Annotated in this window: 13 protein-coding genes; 6 read left to right on the top strand and 7 right to left on the bottom strand. The window is 64.3% G+C overall.

The window, feature by feature from the left end; translation table 11 throughout:
- Together H0241_RS07400 and H0241_RS07395 are read right to left on the bottom strand one after the other, a co-directional pair.
- Complete coding sequence (locus H0241_RS07400) at positions 1 to 624, bottom strand: HD domain-containing protein (protein ID WP_181056735.1); 624 nt, start codon at positions 622 to 624, stop codon at positions 1 to 3.
- Between the two features lie 14 nt (positions 625 to 638).
- The gene (locus H0241_RS07395; protein ID WP_181056734.1) at positions 639 to 1,562 is read right to left on the bottom strand and encodes a BKACE family enzyme; all 924 of its coding nucleotides are present in this window, start codon (positions 1,560 to 1,562) and stop codon (positions 639 to 641) included.
- Between the two features lie 78 nt (positions 1,563 to 1,640).
- Between H0241_RS07395 and H0241_RS07390 the strand changes: the two genes are divergently transcribed.
- The gene (locus H0241_RS07390) at positions 1,641 to 2,621 is read left to right on the top strand and encodes a GlxA family transcriptional regulator (RefSeq protein WP_181056733.1); all 981 of its coding nucleotides are present in this window, start codon (positions 1,641 to 1,643) and stop codon (positions 2,619 to 2,621) included.
- A gap of 61 nt (positions 2,622 to 2,682) precedes the next feature.
- On the opposite strand, the gene H0241_RS07385 is transcribed toward H0241_RS07390, so the two are convergent.
- Both H0241_RS07385 and xylA read right to left on the bottom strand, forming a co-directional pair.
- Positions 2,683 to 2,886, bottom strand: a complete 204-nt coding sequence (locus tag H0241_RS07385) for a hypothetical protein (RefSeq protein ID WP_181056732.1) — start codon at positions 2,884 to 2,886, stop codon at positions 2,683 to 2,685.
- 208 nt (positions 2,887 to 3,094) lie between these two features.
- Entirely contained in the window at positions 3,095 to 4,420 is a 1,326-nt protein-coding gene (xylA, locus tag H0241_RS07380) for a xylose isomerase (RefSeq protein ID WP_181056731.1), read from the bottom strand.
- A gap of 113 nt (positions 4,421 to 4,533) precedes the next feature.
- On the opposite strand from xylA, the gene H0241_RS07375 reads away from it, so the two are divergent.
- The gene (locus tag H0241_RS07375) at positions 4,534 to 4,896 is read left to right on the top strand and encodes a nuclear transport factor 2 family protein (RefSeq protein ID WP_181056730.1); all 363 of its coding nucleotides are present in this window, start codon (positions 4,534 to 4,536) and stop codon (positions 4,894 to 4,896) included.
- Between the two features lie 197 nt (positions 4,897 to 5,093).
- On the opposite strand, the gene xylB is transcribed toward H0241_RS07375, so the two are convergent.
- Together xylB and H0241_RS07365 are read right to left on the bottom strand one after the other, a co-directional pair.
- A complete protein-coding gene (gene xylB / locus H0241_RS07370) occupies positions 5,094 to 6,548 on the bottom strand; it encodes a xylulokinase (protein ID WP_181056729.1) in 1,455 nt (484 codons plus the stop codon).
- Positions 6,549 to 6,630: 82 nt separating this feature from the next.
- Positions 6,631 to 7,953, bottom strand: coding sequence for a tetratricopeptide repeat protein (locus tag H0241_RS07365; protein ID WP_181056728.1), 1,323 nt, complete (start codon positions 7,951 to 7,953; stop codon positions 6,631 to 6,633).
- A 227-nt stretch (positions 7,954 to 8,180) separates the two neighbouring features.
- Here H0241_RS07365 and H0241_RS07360 point away from each other — a divergent pair, with 227 nt between their 5' ends.
- Positions 8,181 to 10,967, top strand: a complete 2,787-nt coding sequence (locus H0241_RS07360; RefSeq protein ID WP_181056727.1) for an autotransporter family protein — start codon at positions 8,181 to 8,183, stop codon at positions 10,965 to 10,967.
- A 21-nt stretch (positions 10,968 to 10,988) separates the two neighbouring features.
- Here H0241_RS07360 and H0241_RS07355 read toward each other — a convergent pair whose 3' ends face one another.
- Positions 10,989 to 11,612 (bottom strand): LysE family translocator, encoded by a 624-nt coding sequence (locus H0241_RS07355; RefSeq protein ID WP_181056726.1) that lies wholly within the window; start codon positions 11,610 to 11,612, stop codon positions 10,989 to 10,991.
- A 214-nt stretch (positions 11,613 to 11,826) separates the two neighbouring features.
- Between H0241_RS07355 and H0241_RS07350 the strand changes: the two genes are divergently transcribed.
- From H0241_RS07350 to H0241_RS07340, 3 genes are all read left to right on the top strand, one after another.
- Complete coding sequence (locus H0241_RS07350) at positions 11,827 to 12,594, top strand: L,D-transpeptidase (RefSeq protein WP_181056725.1); 768 nt, start codon at positions 11,827 to 11,829, stop codon at positions 12,592 to 12,594.
- 256 nt (positions 12,595 to 12,850) lie between these two features.
- The gene (locus H0241_RS07345) at positions 12,851 to 14,017 is read left to right on the top strand and encodes a diphosphate--fructose-6-phosphate 1-phosphotransferase (RefSeq protein ID WP_181056724.1); all 1,167 of its coding nucleotides are present in this window, start codon (positions 12,851 to 12,853) and stop codon (positions 14,015 to 14,017) included.
- 29 nt (positions 14,018 to 14,046) lie between these two features.
- Positions 14,047 to 14,781 (top strand): MBL fold metallo-hydrolase, encoded by a 735-nt coding sequence (locus H0241_RS07340; RefSeq protein WP_181056723.1) that lies wholly within the window; start codon positions 14,047 to 14,049, stop codon positions 14,779 to 14,781.
- The last annotated feature ends 161 nt before the right edge of the window (positions 14,782 to 14,942 follow it).

The raw sequence follows: 14,942 nt of genomic DNA, 5'->3' as shown, positions 1-14,942 counted from the left end.
TCAGGCTCCGGTTCTTGTCTTGACTGTCTGAGGGTCGAGGAGGGGCACGCGCTCGCCGGCGCGGATCACTGAGGGGTCGTAGGCCTTGCGGGCGAAGACCTCGAGCACGAAGGGCCGGAAGAACTCGATCGGCAGCGTCTCGTAGTCGGGGTCGAAGCTCGACTGGTCCCAGCGTTCGCAAAACTGGTCGCAGTCGTCGAAATACATATGCCCGGCGAAGCGGTCGCGGGCATGGCGGTTGCCGCCGAGGTGGTGGGCGTAATAGAGGCGCTGGAAGTCGCCATGCTTTTCCACCACCCAGGTGCATTGCTCGCGCACGAAAGGTTTCAGGATCGACGCGGCGTATTCGTCGTGATTGTAGGGCGCATAGATGTCGCCGATATCGTGAAGCAGCGCGCAGGCGATCCAGTCGGTGTCGGCGCCATCGCGCCAGGCCCGCGTCGCCGCCTGCAGCGAATGGCCGAGCCGGGTGATCTTGTAGCCGGACAGGCCTTCGTCGAGCTGCACCAGCCCGTCGAGCAACCGCTCGCCGGTTTTCGCAGCATAGTCGATCTCATGGGCGGTCAGGAATTCGTAATCGTCCCTGTCGCCATCCTTCATCGCGGTGAATTTGACGGTAGCCATCGTCAACCTCCGCTTTATGCCGCGGCTGCGATCGGTGCCCGCTTGGTCAGGTTCAGCTTCTTGCGCACTTCTTCCGGCCCGAGGATCCTGGCGCCGAGATTGGTGACGATGCTGGCGGCGCGCTCGACCAGCTGGGCGTTGGTCGCGAGCACGCCCTTGTCGAACCACAGATTGTCTTCCAGCCCGACGCGGACATTGCCGCCGGCCAGAACCGCTGCTGCCGCATAGGCCATCTGGTTGCGGCCGATGGCGAAGGCCGACCAGTTCCAGGTCGACGGCACATTGTTGACCATGGCCATGAAGGTGTTGAGGTCGTCCGGCGCACCCCACGGCACGCCCATGCAGAGCTGCACCAGCGCATCGGGGTTCAGCACCTTCTCTTCGACCAATTGCTTGGCGAACCAGAGATGGCCGGTGTCGAAGGCTTCGATTTCCGGCTTGACGCCAAGCGCCGTCATCATGCCGCCCATGGCGCGCAGCATGCCGGGCGTGTTGGTCATGACATAGTCGGCTTCGGCGAAGTTCATGGTGCCGCAGTCGAGCGTGCAGATTTCCGGCAGGCACTGGCGCACATGTTCCATGCGGTTGGTGGCTCCACCCATGTCGGTGCCTTTTTCGTTGAGCGGCAACGGCGCTTCGGGCGAACCGAACACCATGTCGCCGCCCATGCCGGCGGTCAGGTTCAGGATCACGTCGACATTCGCATCACGGATGCGCTCGGTCACCTCGCGGTAGAGATGCACATCGCGGCGGGGCTTGCCGGTCTCGGGGTCGCGGACATGGCAGTGGACGATGGCCGCACCGGCCTTGGCCGCGTCGATGGCCGAATCGGCGATCTGCTTGGGCGAGCGCGGCACATGCGGCGAGCGGTCCTGCGTGCCACCGGAGCCGGTGACGGCACAGGTAATGAAGACCTCACGGTTCATCGCGAGTGGCATGGCAATCTCCTCCCAATCATCAGAAGCCTAACAATGATCCGACTTGCCGGAAACTGTTTTGCGTTTTACGAAGCTCTCATGATCAAAAGCGAAAAACCGACTATCTTTCGTTCGGAGCGCTCACCGCTCAAGGTGACGCTGCTGGTGTTTTCCGGCTCCTCCATCATGTGCGTCGCCTCGGCCGTCGACCCGCTGCGCGCCGCCAACCGCATTTCCGGCGAGACGCTATTCGATTTCAAACTGGTTTCTGTGACGGGCGAGGCGCCGGTCACCACATGCGGCCTGCCCGTGGCGGTCAGCGGCCGTTTCGATGCGGCCGAGCCGACCGATGTGCTTGTCGTCGTCGCCGGCTTCGGCACCCAGAACTATGCGACCTCGGCGCTGCTATCGGGCCTGCGCCGCGCGGCCCGAGCCGCCCGCGCCTGCGGCGGCGTCGAGGCCGGCACCTGGCTGGTGGCGCGTGCCGGCCTGCTCGAAGGCCGCAGCGCCACCACCCACTGGGAAGACATGGAGGATTTTTCCTCGGCCTTTCCCGGCGTCGATGTCCGGCCCGACCGTTATGTCATCGACGGGCCGGTGTTCACCTCCGGCGGGGCGTCGCCTACCTTCGACCTGATGCTGCATCTGATCCGCACCCGCCTCGGCATGGCCGTCGCGCTCGATGTCGCCAGCGTCTTCATCTACGATCAGGCCCGCGCGGCCACCGACGCGCAGCCGCTGGTCTCGCTTGGCCGGCTCGACGGCTATGACCCGCGCCTGGCGCAAGCCATCCGGCTGATGGAATCGCATGTCGACCAGCCGCTGACCATCGATGCGGTGGCAAAACGCGCCGGGGTGACGGCGCGGACATTGGAGAGCATTTTCCGCAAATCTATCGGTGAGACGCCTGGCGCCTATTATCTCAGGCTGCGGCTGGGCGCGGCGCGGCGGCTGGTGGTCGACACGCGGATTGCCATGGCGGATATTGCCGGGCGGACGGGGTTCTCGTCCGCCGCGGCATTTTCCAGAGCGTTTTCAAGAGCGTTCGGCGAAGCGCCAGTCAGGCTGCGCCGAGGTTGATGCATGTCGCCCAAAAGTGTGTCGCGGTTTTGGGATAACGACATGCACAGACAAAGAGAGATCAGGCGGCGTTCTGGCGATCGCCGCCGGCGTCGATCTGCGAGCGCATCTGCCTCGCCAGTCGGACTTCGAAGCGGCTGCTGACAGCGCGATCCCATTCGTTTTTCACAGTGTCGGTCGGCCGCGGCAGCGCCATCAGCCGGTCGATGATCGATCCGGTCTCACCGGATGAGAGTAGGGCGTCGATTTCGCGTTCGTGTTGCATTATCGGTTCGCCTCCTTCCTTTTCACCCGCCACAACGGCACTCTTATACGAGATACGTGACGGCAGTTTGAAGGCAAGAGCGAGGTCATTGAGGGGCGACAAAGGGCAAAACCTTGTCGCCGGAAGAGGGCTGCCGCACAAAGCATTCCAAGGCGGCAGGGGTGTTCATCCTGCCGCCCCTTACGCAGTGCGAATCGGTTTTCCGCCTTCAGACGTAGCGGTTGACGATGTTTTCCAGCAGCTCCTGGCGGCCGGAGCGCGGCTGCGGCTCGATCTTCTTCTTCACGACGCGCTCGGCGATATCCTCAAGCGTGCGCTTGCCCGACAGCATCGCCTTGGCCTCGGCCGAGTTCCAGCCCGCATAGCGTTCGGCCAGTGGGCCTGACAGCGCCTTGTCCTCGACCATGCGGGCCGCGGCCTTGAGACCGCGTGCGCAGGAATCCATGCCACCGATATGGCCGATCAGCAGATCCTGCGGATCGAGCGACTGGCGGCGCAGCTTGGCGTCGAAATTAGTGCCGCCGGTCTTGAAGCCACCGGCCTGCAGGACCTGGTAGTAGGCCAGCGCCATTTCCGGCACATTGTTGGGGAACTGGTCGGTGTCCCAGCCCGACTGGTAGTCGTTGCGGTTCATGTCGATCGAGCCGAAGAGGCCAAGCGCATTGGCCAGCGCCAGCTCGTGCTCGAAGGAATGACCGGCCAGGATGGCGTGGCCCTGTTCGATGTTGAGCTTGACCTCCTTTTCCAGGCCGAAGCGCTTTAGGAAGCCGTAGACGGTCGCGACATCGTAGTCATACTGGTGCTTGGTCGGCTCCTGCGGCTTCGGCTCGATCAGGATCGTGCCCTTGAAGCCGATCTTGTGCTTGTAGTCGACGACGAGGCTGAGGAAACGGCCGGCCTGCTCCTGCTCGCGCGCAAGGTCGGTGTTGAGCAGCGTCTCATAGCCCTCGCGCCCGCCCCACAGCACGTAGTTCTCGCCCTTCAGCCGCTTGGTGACGTCGATGCAGCTTTTCACCGTCGCCGCCGCATAGGCAAAGACATCCGGATCTGGATTGGTGGCGGCACCCGACATGAAGCGGCGGTTGGAGAACAGGTTCGCCGTGCCCCAGAGCAGCTTGACCCCGGTCTTCTTCATCTTGGCGGCGAAATAGTCGGCGATCTCGTCGAGCCGCGCTGCACTTTCGGAGAAATCCTTGCCCTCGGGCCGCACGTCGGCGTCGTGGAAGCAGAAATAGGGCGCACCGAGCAGCGAGAACATCTCGAAGGCGACGTCTGCCTTGAGCTTGGCCAGTTCCATCGTGTCGACGCCGCCCGCCTTGGGGAACCAGGGACGGTCGAAAGTCTGGCCGCCAAAGGGGTCGCCGCCCGGCCAGGCGAAGGAATGCCAGTAGGCGACCGCGAAGCGCAGATGGTCTTCCAGCCGCTTGCCGGCGACGACCTCATCGGGGTTGTAGAAGCGGTAGGCCAGCGGATTGGTCGAATCCGGTCCTTCATACTTTATCTTCTGGATGTCGCCGAAAAATCCGCTGCTCATGATGTCTGTCCTCTCTCGAATAGTTCGCCCTGATTACCTCAGGCGTAATTGGTTTCGTTCTGCCAAGGGGTGAAGAGGCTCGTGTCAAAGCCGCTCAACGAAGGAGACAGACCATGACCGATCTCAACATCATCGCCCAAAACTACATCACCGCCTGGAACGAGGCCGATGCGGATCGCCGCGCCGAGCTGCTCAAGGCGACCTTCACCGAAGACGTCAGCTACCGCGATCCGCTGATGCAGGGCGACGGCCATGCCGGTGTTGCCGCGCTCATCGATGGCGTGCAGCAGCGCTTTGCCGGCTTCCGGTTCTCGCTGAAGGGCAAGCCGGACGGGTTCGCCGACACGATCCGCTTCTCGTGGAACCTCGGGCCGGAAGGCATTCCATCGGTTATCGAAGGCACCGATATCGGCATCATCGAGAACGGCCGCCTGAAGAGTGTCACCGGATTTCTGGACAAGGTGCCGGCGCAGTGAGGCTCTCTGGGTAAGTGTGGCGTGAAGCGCCCCCCTCTGGCCTGCCGGCCATCTCCCCCTCAAGGGGGGAGATTGGCTGTCACGCGGACCTTCGCCAACGACCAACGTGGAAAGAGATGAGGCATTGCTAGGTCTGCTGATCTCCCCCCTTGAGGGGGAGATGGCCGGCAGGCCAGAGGGGGGTGCCGCGCACTGACTCACGCGGTCACGCCCTTTATCGCCGGATACAGCGCCCGGTAACGCTGATAGGCGTCCGCGTAGGCGCCGCCGAGCACGGCATCCGGCTCTATCGTCGCATCCGTCCTCGGCGCCGTGCAGACGCTGAGCGGATCAGCCCCTGTCGCCGCGATCAGCCCAAGCCGTGCCGCCCCAAACGCCGCGCCGAAATCGCCGTCTGCCGGAATATCCACCGGCATCTGCAGCGCGCTGGCGATCGCCTTCAGCCAGTAGCGCGAGCGCGAGCCGCCGCCGATCGCCGTCACCCGCGTCAAGGTCGTGCCCGCCGTCTTCAAGGCTTCGAGACTGTCGCGGAAGGCGAAGGCGACGCCCTCAAGCACCGCTTGTGTCAACACCGCGCGGCTGGATTCATGCGCCAGCCCGGTGAAGGCGCCGCGAATGGCGGAATCATTGTGCGGCGTGCGTTCGCCCGAGAGATAAGGGAGGAACGACACGCCCGTCGGCGCCTTCAGCGTCTCGCCGAGGTCGGCGGTCAATTCGCCGGCCTTTTTGCCTGAAATCTCCGAGAGCCAATTGAGCGAATCCGTGGCCGACAGGATGACGCCCATCTGGTGCCAGGTGTTGGGCAGCGCGTGGCAGAAGGTGTGGACCGCGCTGGCCGGATTGGGCAGGTAGGACGCGTTGGCGGCAAACAGCACGCCGGATGTGCCCAGCGACACAAAAGCGTGGCCGGCGCCGACCGTGCCCATGCCGCAGGCGGAAGCCGCATTGTCACCTGCGCCGCCGGCAACCGGGACGCCTGATGTCATGCCCCAGCTTGCGGCCAGTTCGGCGCGCAAGGCTCCGGCCTTTTCCGTGCCTTCGACCAGCGACGGCATCTGCGTCTCGTCGAGCGATGTCGCTGCTAGCAATTCCGCTGACCAACGCCGCTTGCCGACATCGAGCCAGGAAGTGCCGGCCGAGTCGGACATTTCCGACATATGCTCGCCGGTCAGCCAGAACCGCAGGAAGTCCTTGGGCAAAAGCACCTTCGCCACCTTGGCGAAGACGGCGGGCTCGTTGTTTTTCACCCAGGCGAGTTTCGGCGCGGTGAAGCCGGGGAAGACGATGTTGCCGGTCAGCTTGCGGAAGCGCGGGTCGGCGTCGAGCGCTGCCGCTTCGGCATGGCTGCGCGTATCGTTCCACAATATGCAGGGGCGCAGCACTTTGTCCGCGGCGTCGAGCAAGGTCGCGCCGTGCATGTGGCCGGAGAGGCCGATGCCTTTGACCGCGGCAAGCTCTTTCGGATGCGCTGATTTCAGCTCCGCGATCGCGGTCTCGCAGGCGCGGATCCAGTCGGCGGGGTTCTGCTCTGACCAGCCGGGGTGCGGCCGCGATACGTCAAGCGAAGCATGGCCGGAGCCGATGACGGTTTGCCCGGCATCGATCAGCAGCGCCTTGACGCCCGACGTGCCGAGATCGAGGCCGAGATACATGCAGTCCTCCCATTGCCATTAATTTTTTCGGGTCTCGAAAAAATCTGGCTTGGCCAGTTTTTAAAACAAGATCCGTTGCGGGTCAATTCTCTGACAAATCTGCGGCGCGCCGCGAAAACAGCGCCGACAGCGGACTGTCCGGCCGGGCCATCTGGCGCTCGGCCGTCAAGGCCTTTGCAACAGCCGTGCCGCCGGCGCGCAGCGCCGCCTCGATCAGCGTCAGGTCGATGACATCGCGCTGGGCATGGCTGCCGCCGAAGCGATGAGCGATCGAGCGAATCGGCCGGATCAGGCGCACCGCCTCGTTGTAGTTGCCTTCGCCAAAGGCCTTGATCGCCAGCGTCAACGGATGGCCGACATCCCTGGTGAAGGCAGCGTTGTCGTCGCTGCCGCGCATCGCCTCGCGTTGCGTCTCGAGCAAGGTTTTGGCTGGCGCTTCGAGCCCTGCTCCGACGAAGGCCATCATCGCATGGGCGTCGTTGAAGGCGTAGTTACCGGCACCGACCTTGGGCCAGTTGGCTGCGAGCGCTATCCAGCGGTCACCGACATCGACGCCGCCGAGATGAAGCCGCCACAGGATCGCCGAGGCATCGACCATATTGAGCGCCATCGTCGACGGGGTGCCGTAGATCGGCCCGTCATAGAGATCAAGCACTTCGCCCGTCTCGCCGAGATCGTAGTGGAACAGCGCCAAATGCCACCAATTGTGCACCTGCAGGAAGCTGTCTTTTGTCCACGCTTCAGGATTGGCGCGCATCCAGGCGATGCCATCCCTTTGCCGGCTTTGCATCTCCATGACGTGAGCGACGGCATGTTGGCCCCAGCCGTCGCGCGGCTCGATGGCGACCGCAGTGCGACCAAACTTCTCCGCCTGTGCATAGTCGCCCATCTCTTCCAGCCCGAACGCCTGCATGCCGAGGATGGCGTGGTATCCAGGCATGTCCTTTTGCCATGACGGCAGGGCGCGGCCGATGCGGTCGCGCAGCATGCGGGCATTGCCGGTGAAGAAGTCGACCTGGTGCCCGGTCTGCAGCGCCACCGCGTCGAGCGGGAAGTCGATGGCGATATCTTCGAGCAAGCGCGAAGCTTCGTGCCAGCGGCCGGCGGCGAGATGGCCAAGGGCCGCGACATGCGCCTGCTCGCGCGCAGTCGCGGCAAGCGGCAGCGCAGCTTCGTGGCATGCCTTGGCCACCGCCGTTGCCTCGCGCTCGGTGGCGAGGCCGAACAGGTAGCCCTTGAACACATGCGCCATGACGAAGCCCGGGTCGGCCGCAATGGCGCGATCGACGGAAGCGACGGGGTCGCCGATGAAGCATTGCAATTCGCGGACGGCCTGGCTGTAGGGCGTGAAGCCGGCCTCCGACGCGCCTGATAAGGTCAAGCCGAATGCGTCCCTGACTGCCATGCCCGGTCCTCCGGTGATCACAAAACTCCAGCTGCGCGGCCGATCCTAGAGCATCGGCGGCGGGCGCGCCAAGCGAAGTCTGGACCAATCAATACCGGAGTCCAGTTCAACTAGTTTCGCAGTTCATCAACCATGAGGCACAGAATAGGCTTTGTAAAATCTGACGGATTGTGTCTTCATTGCGGCGCCGGGCGGGGAGCTTGAAATCGCGAATTGAGAGGGACGCGATGCGGCACCTGAAGAACAAGCCTGCGGACAGTTGTTTGCGGGATACGGAGGAAACAGTTGCTTTATCGCGGCGAAAGCTGCGTCAGCCACATCCATGGTTTATTAGCGTTCTCTCAACTACGGCACTGGCGTTTCTGCCCAATTCTACGGCCTTCGCCGCCTGCGCGCTGGTCCCGCCGGCCGGAAATACCGCCTACATCTGCGACAGCGGCGATTCGGGCGGCAGCCTTACCGACACCAGCGGCGACAACACGCTGACCTTCCCCACCGCCGGCACCGGACAGATCAGCGGCAACGTCACCTTCGGCACCGGCATCGACCGCATCGACATGCAGTCCGCCACCATCACCGGCACTGTCGACCAGGGCGGCGGCACGGATTTCTTCACCATCGGCGGCGGCACTGTCACCGGCAACGTCCAGCAAGGCGCCGGTATCGACGATTTCAACATGAGCGGTGGGCAGATCGGTTCGCTGAACCAGGGCGACGCGCTCGACACCTTCTTCATGAGCGGTGGGCGCATTGTCGATTTCTTCGACGACGGCGATCATGCGGTGATGACTGGCGGCCGCATAGGTCGCGTCAACATGAAGCTCGACGACAATTACTTCAACATGTCCGGCGGCACGATCGACCGCAACCTCGTCACCGGCTTCGGCAACGACACGATCATTCTCTCGGGCGGCACCATCGGCGGCAACATCAGCGTCAGCGGCGGCACCGACAGCGTAACGGTGACCGGCGGTACGGTCGGCGGCGACGTGCTGATGAGTTTCGGCGCCGACAGCTTCGCCTGGAATGGCGGCGGCATCATCTATGGCGCCGTCGATCTCGGCGGCGACAACGACACCGCCAAGCTCAGCAACCTCTCCAACGCCAATCTCGGCGACGCCGACGCGTTGAATGGTGGCGCCGGCACCGATACGCTGACCTTCGACAATGTCTCGCTGGACGGGATCAGCCGGGTTCGGACCTGGGAGACGATCAACGCCACCAACGACACCGAATTGACGCTGGACGGCAATCTCGTGCTCGGCGACAGCGCCACGGCCACCGGGTCGCTCAATGTCGATCAGGCAAGCACGCTCTTTGGTGGCGGCTTCAATGCCACGATCCAGGCCTTTACCGCCGGCCAGATGGCCGAAGTGATGAATGCCGGCCGCATCGACCTGACCAATGGCGGCACCAGCGTGACCGACCGGCTGACGATATCAGGCAATTATACCGGCCTCGGCGGCCTGCTGCTCATCCAGACGGAGCTCGGCGACGATAGTTCCGACTCGGACAGGCTTGTCCTGTCCGGCGGCACGGCCTCCGGCTCGACCGGCATCGCGGTGATCAATGTCGGCGGTGCGGGTGCCGAGACCACTGCGGACGGCATCATGGTCATCCAGGCAATGAACGGCGCGACAACGGCTGCCGGCGCCTTTGCGCTCGACGCGCCGGTCGCCGCGGGCGCCTTCGAATATTATCTGTTCAAGGGCGGGGTCACCGCCGGCAGCGAGGAGAACTGGTATCTGCGCTCGACGCTGATAACACCGACGACGCCGGCCGCGGCGCCGCCAGCGCTCGAACCCACTCCGGCGCCGGAGCCGGAAGCGCCGGAGACCGAGCCGCCGCCGCCGCCGTCCGAGCTGCCGCCAGTACCGCCGCCGACCGAAGGCGACGCCGGCAATCCGCCAGTCGATCCGACGCCGCCGGTCCAGGCAAGCGACCCGGAGCCCGAGCCGCCTCCACCGCCGCCACCTGCGGCGGAGGCGGATCCGCCGCCGCCGCCACCGGAAGTGCCCATGGACGCACCGGATCTGCCGACCCCGGCGGCGGGTGAGGAAATCCTGCTCTACCGCATCGAGGTTCCCGTCTATTCGGCCGTGCCGCCGGTGGCCCAGCATCTTGCGATGTCAACGCTCGGCACCTTCCACGAGCGGCGTGGCGAACAGAGCCTTTTGTCCAACACCGAATTGCAGCCCGTCTGGGGCCGCATCTTCGGCCAGGACGACAAGATGGGCTGGTCGGGGACGGTTTCGCCGTCCTTCGACGGTACGCTGTTCGGCCTGCAGGCCGGTTTCGATCTCATCGGCCGCGAAACCAGCGCTGGCTCGGTCGATCGCGCCGGCCTGTTCATCGGCTATGGCAGCATGAATGGCGATGTGCGCGGCCAGGCGCTGGGGCAGGACGGTCTCGCCGTCGGCGGCATCGATCTCGGCGGCACCAGCATCGGCGGCTACTGGACACGCATCGGCCAGGGCGGCTGGTATCTCGATGGCGTGCTCATGGCCACCTTCTTCAGCGGCTCGGCAAGCTCGTCGCGCGACATCGGCATCGACATCGACGGAACCGGCATCACCGCTTCGCTGGAGGGCGGCTACCCCATAGCGCTGGCGCAAGGCTGGACGCTGGAGCCGCAGGCGCAGCTGGTCTGGCAGCATCTGTCGCTTGACGATGTCAGGGACAGCTTCTCGGCCGTCTCCTTCGATGCCGACGATCAGGTCAACGCCAGGGTCGGGTTGCGGCTGCAAGGCGAGACGACGGTGGACGGCGTCCCACTGCAGCCTTACCTCAAGGCCAATATCTGGCACGCCTTCGGCGGCACCGACCAGGTCGACTTCGAGGGCACCGACATCTCGACCGAAGGCAAATCCACCTCGCTCGAATTCGGCGGCGGCGTGATCGCCAAGGTGACCGACAAGGTCTCCCTCTTCGCCACCGGCGACTACACCACCAATCTCGGCGGCGACAAACGGCGCGTGCTGGAAGGCAACCTGGGCTTCAGCATCAAGTGGTGAGGCGGGCGAACTTCACCCGTCTTAATTCCCCGAACGCATTGCCACGGTAGCTATCCCCGCGCCGACCAGCAGCGTGCCGCCGGTGCGGTTGAAGATGCGGATCGCCTTGGGGTTGCGCACGACGTTGCGGGCGCGAGCCGCGATCAGCGCGTAGCCGAAGGCATTGGCAAAGGCGAGCGCCAGGAAGGTGGTCTCAAAAATCAGCATCTGCGGCCAGAAATCGGCTTCCCGATTGAGGAACTGCGGCAGGAAGGCGACGAAGAAGGTGATGCTTTTCGGGTTGAGCGCGGTGACCAGCCAGGCATGCGCCATCATCTTGGCCGCCGACACGGCGTCGGTGCGCGGTTCGGCTTTGAGCGCGCCACCGGCGCGAAACAGCTTTATGCCAAGATAGATCAGATAGCAGGCGCCGATCAGCTTCAGGATGGTGAACACGGTCGCCGACGCGGCCAGCAGCGCGCCGATGCCCAGCATCGAAAGCGTCATGGCGGTGAAGTCGCCCAGCGCCACGCCGACGGCCATCGGCAATGCGGTGCGCCAGCCCTGGCCCAGCGCATAGGACACGACCAGAAGAATGGTCGGACCGGGAATGATGAGCAGGACGGTGGAGGCGGCGGCGAAGGCGGCCCAGTTTTCGAACGACATCTTTGTCTCCTTGAGCGCAAAGAAAAGGATAAATCCTCGGGTCCGCGGGAATGTAAAGGGTCATCTCAAAAAATGCGCAGCGGGCCGTTTCGCGCGGCCGGCCCAGGCATAAAGGGCACAGGGAAGGCCTTCACCCTTTTTCAACCATGTTTGGCGAAACTGCCTGCTATCCGGCCGGACCGTGTTTCCGGCCGACAGTGTAGGGTTTGGGTGCATGCGTGAGTTGCCGCAGAATCTGACGCCGCCTGCAAATGGCGACGCAATCGAAACCGAAAATCTCTATTCCCGCCGCTCGGTCCTTACAGGGGCCGGCGCCATGGCGCTGCTCGGCATGGCCGGCTGCAGCACCTCGACGCTCGAACTGCCGCAATTGCAGCTGGACGATACGGTCACCGGCTCGGTGCGGCCGATCCGCCCCGCAATCAGCGTCGACAAGAACATCACCGGCCCCGACGTTATGTATGCCGCGCTCACCGATGGCGGTTTCGAAGTGCCGGCGGTGCCCTATCAGAAGGTCAAGCCGGAGTTCCGCCGCCAGATTGTCGTCAACGAGACCGGCGAGGCGCCCGGCACCATTGTCGTCCATCTGCAGGAGCGAAAGCTCTATCTCGTGCAGGAGGGCGGCGACGCCATCCGCTACGGCGTCGGCATCGGCAAGGACGGCTTCCGCTGGTCGGGCCGCGCCAACATCCAATACGGCAAGGAATGGCCGGTGTGGACGCCGCCGCCGGAAATGATCCAGCGCAAGCCGGAACTGGTGAAGTGGCAAAACGGCCAGCCCGGTGGCCTCACCAATCCGCTCGGTGCGCGTGCCCTCTACATCTACCAGGACGGCAAGGACACCGGCTACCGCATCCACGGTTCGCCCGAATGGGCGAGCATCGGCCAGGCGATGTCGTCGGGCTGCGTGCGCCTGATCAACCAGGACATCATCGACCTCTACAGCCGCGTTTCCAAGAAGAACCCGGTCGTCGTCGTCTGATCCTTCTGCGGCGGTTTGGCGCCGCTCGAAACTCCCGTTGCGCGATGCGGCAAGCTAGGCCAAGGTGCCTTGAAAACCATCACCCGTGTGGCGAATCCGAAATTCGCAGAGCCTCGGAGCGCCGCAGTGAGCGAATTTCGGATCCGCCACACTAGAAACTGTAAGAATCTGGTGTGGTGGATTTGAAGTTCCTGGAAGCTGATGCCACCAAGATGACAGGGACTTCAAATCCACCACACCAGAGGAGACATCAAGCATGGCTGGAACGTTTGTCATCGCGCAGGGCGGCGGCCCGACCGCCGTCATCAACCAGACGGTCGTCGGCGCCACGCTGGAAATCCGCAAGCGCCATCCCGGCGCCAAGGTGCTGGGCTCCATCCATGGCGTGCGCGGCATTCGTGACGGCAACTACGTGGACCTCTCCGCCATCCCCGAGGATCGGCTGCGGCTGATCGCCGGAACGCCGAGTGCCGCCCTCGGCTCGACCCGCGACAAGCCTGACGCCGCCTATTGCGAGGTCATCCTCAACGGCCTGAAGAAGGCCGGCGCCGACGCCTTCATCTACATCGGCGGCAACGACACGTCGGGCACGCAGCAGATCCTGACCGACGCTGCCGGTGGCAGCATCGCCTTCGTCCATGCGCCAAAAACCATCGACAATGATCTCGAGGAAAACGACCACACGCCGGGCTTCATCTCGGCGGCCGAGTTCGTTGCCGGCGCCTTCCTGTCCGTCGATCTCGATTTCCGCGCGCTGCCCGGCATCTATGTCGGCATCGTCATGGGCCGCCATGCCGGCTTCCTCACTGCGGCTGCTGCCGCCTGGCAGCTCGATCCCGACAGCGGCCCGCATCTGGTCTACGTGCCGGAACGGCCGTTCTCGGCCGCCGGCTTCATCGACGACGTGCGCGCCTCGCTCGACCGCCACAAGCGCTGCATCGTCGCCGTCTCGGAAGGCGTCAGCACCGCCGACGGCAAGGCGCTGGTCGAAAGCCTGGTGCCGCCGGACAAGCTTGAGCGCGACGCCCATGGCAACGTCAAACTGTCGGGCAGTGACCTGCCGGCAGCCCTCGAACGGGCGCTTGCCGATGGCCTGCCAGGCAAGCGCGCGCGTGTCGATGCGCTGGGCTACATGCCGCGCGGCTATATCGGCGCGATCAGCGCCGTCGATGCGCAGGAGGCCTTCGATGCCGGCGCCTTCGCGGTTGCCGTCGCCGGGGAAGGCGGCGGCTCGGTGGCGCTGCAATATGACGGCACGAAAACGGTACTGAAGAAGGTGCCGCTAAAGAACGTCGCCGGCAAGACGCGCCATATGCCGGACGATTTCATGAAGCCCGACGTCAACCAGCTGTCGGATGCCGGCATGGCCTATTTGAAGCGCCTGGTGCCGGAGAAATACAAGGTCGGAAAGCCCTTCGTCTAAGGGGCGGCTGTCCGGTGGGCGGCGGTTTCATGGGCGAACGTGTTGTAGGCGACTGGTTCGGCAAGACCGTCATCGATGCCAGTACAACGATGCTGACCGAGCCGTTCGTGCACGATTTCGTGCGCGCCAATATATGGCATTTCAGGGGCCGCGACGCCGACCTGCTGGTCGACACCGGCATGGGCATCTGCCCGCTGGCGCCGCAGATCGACACGCCGGTGGACAAGCCGCTCATCGTCGTGGCCACCCATATCCATCTCGATCATGTCGGCTCGCTGCACGAATTCCCGCTGCGGGCCGGGCCGCGGCACAGCGCCGAACATTTCGAGACCATGAACGAGGCGGTGACCTACGCCTACATGTTCAACAATCTCGACGGCGCCGTCTCGAAATTGCCGGCGCCGGGCTGGACGGCGGCCGACTACAAGATCCCGCCGGCGCCGCTGACGCGCACGCTGGACGAGGGCGACATCGTCGATCTCGGCGACCGGCAGTTCCGCGTGCTGCATCTTCCCGGACATTCGCCGGACTCGATCGCGCTGTTCGATGAGGCCGATGGCCTGTTCTTTGCCGGCGACGCCATCTACGATTCCATGCTGATCGACGACCTGCCGGACTCGTCGCGCCCCGACTATCGCCACACCATGCGCAGGCTGCTCGATCTGCCCGTTCGCCTCGGCCATGGCGGCCATGGGCCGAGCTTCGACGGCAACCGGATGCGCGAGATCGCCACCGCCTATCTCAGGCGGACCGGTGGGGTTTGATCTTGGCCAGGCGCAGCCCCGGATATTAAATCTTCGTAAGATAGCGCAAAAACCCTAAATCGGGCCGATCTCTGCCCTAGATGCAGGGCTGTCGATCCGGTCCGCTGCCATGCCAGGCGAGACGGGCAACCGCGACCGTCGACACGCCGGATGGCTGATTT

Origin of the sequence: Mesorhizobium neociceri, from assembly GCF_013520985.1 — a bacterium.
GTDB classification, from domain to species: Bacteria; Pseudomonadota; Alphaproteobacteria; order Rhizobiales; family Rhizobiaceae; genus Mesorhizobium; species Mesorhizobium neociceri.
The sequence above is the reverse complement of the archived record's forward strand: the minus strand, read 5'-3'. Positions and strand labels throughout refer to the sequence as shown.

What these genes read in the sequence shown, in the direction of transcription:
- H0241_RS07395 (WP_181056734.1), bottom strand. Translation starts at nt 1,562, where the DNA reads ATGCCACTCGCGATGAACCGTGAGGTCTTCATTACCTGTGCCGTCACC.
- xylB (WP_181056729.1), bottom strand. Translation starts at nt 6,548, where the DNA reads ATGTATCTCGGCCTCGATCTCGGCACGTCGGGCGTCAAGGCGCTGCTG.
- H0241_RS07400 (WP_181056735.1), bottom strand. Translation starts at nt 624, where the DNA reads ATGGCTACCGTCAAATTCACCGCGATGAAGGATGGCGACAGGGACGAT.
- H0241_RS07345 (WP_181056724.1), top strand. Translation starts at nt 12,851, where the DNA reads ATGGCTGGAACGTTTGTCATCGCGCAGGGCGGCGGCCCGACCGCCGTC.
- H0241_RS07390 (WP_181056733.1), top strand. Translation starts at nt 1,641, where the DNA reads ATGATCAAAAGCGAAAAACCGACTATCTTTCGTTCGGAGCGCTCACCG.
- H0241_RS07365 (WP_181056728.1), bottom strand. Translation starts at nt 7,953, where the DNA reads ATGGCAGTCAGGGACGCATTCGGCTTGACCTTATCAGGCGCGTCGGAG.
- xylA (WP_181056731.1), bottom strand. Translation starts at nt 4,420, where the DNA reads ATGAGCAGCGGATTTTTCGGCGACATCCAGAAGATAAAGTATGAAGGA.
- H0241_RS07375 (WP_181056730.1), top strand. Translation starts at nt 4,534, where the DNA reads ATGACCGATCTCAACATCATCGCCCAAAACTACATCACCGCCTGGAAC.
- H0241_RS07360 (WP_181056727.1), top strand. Translation starts at nt 8,181, where the DNA reads ATGCGGCACCTGAAGAACAAGCCTGCGGACAGTTGTTTGCGGGATACG.
- H0241_RS07340 (WP_181056723.1), top strand. Translation starts at nt 14,047, where the DNA reads ATGGGCGAACGTGTTGTAGGCGACTGGTTCGGCAAGACCGTCATCGAT.
- H0241_RS07350 (WP_181056725.1), top strand. Translation starts at nt 11,827, where the DNA reads ATGCGTGAGTTGCCGCAGAATCTGACGCCGCCTGCAAATGGCGACGCA.
- H0241_RS07385 (WP_181056732.1), bottom strand. Translation starts at nt 2,886, where the DNA reads ATGCAACACGAACGCGAAATCGACGCCCTACTCTCATCCGGTGAGACC.
- H0241_RS07355 (WP_181056726.1), bottom strand. Translation starts at nt 11,612, where the DNA reads ATGTCGTTCGAAAACTGGGCCGCCTTCGCCGCCGCCTCCACCGTCCTG.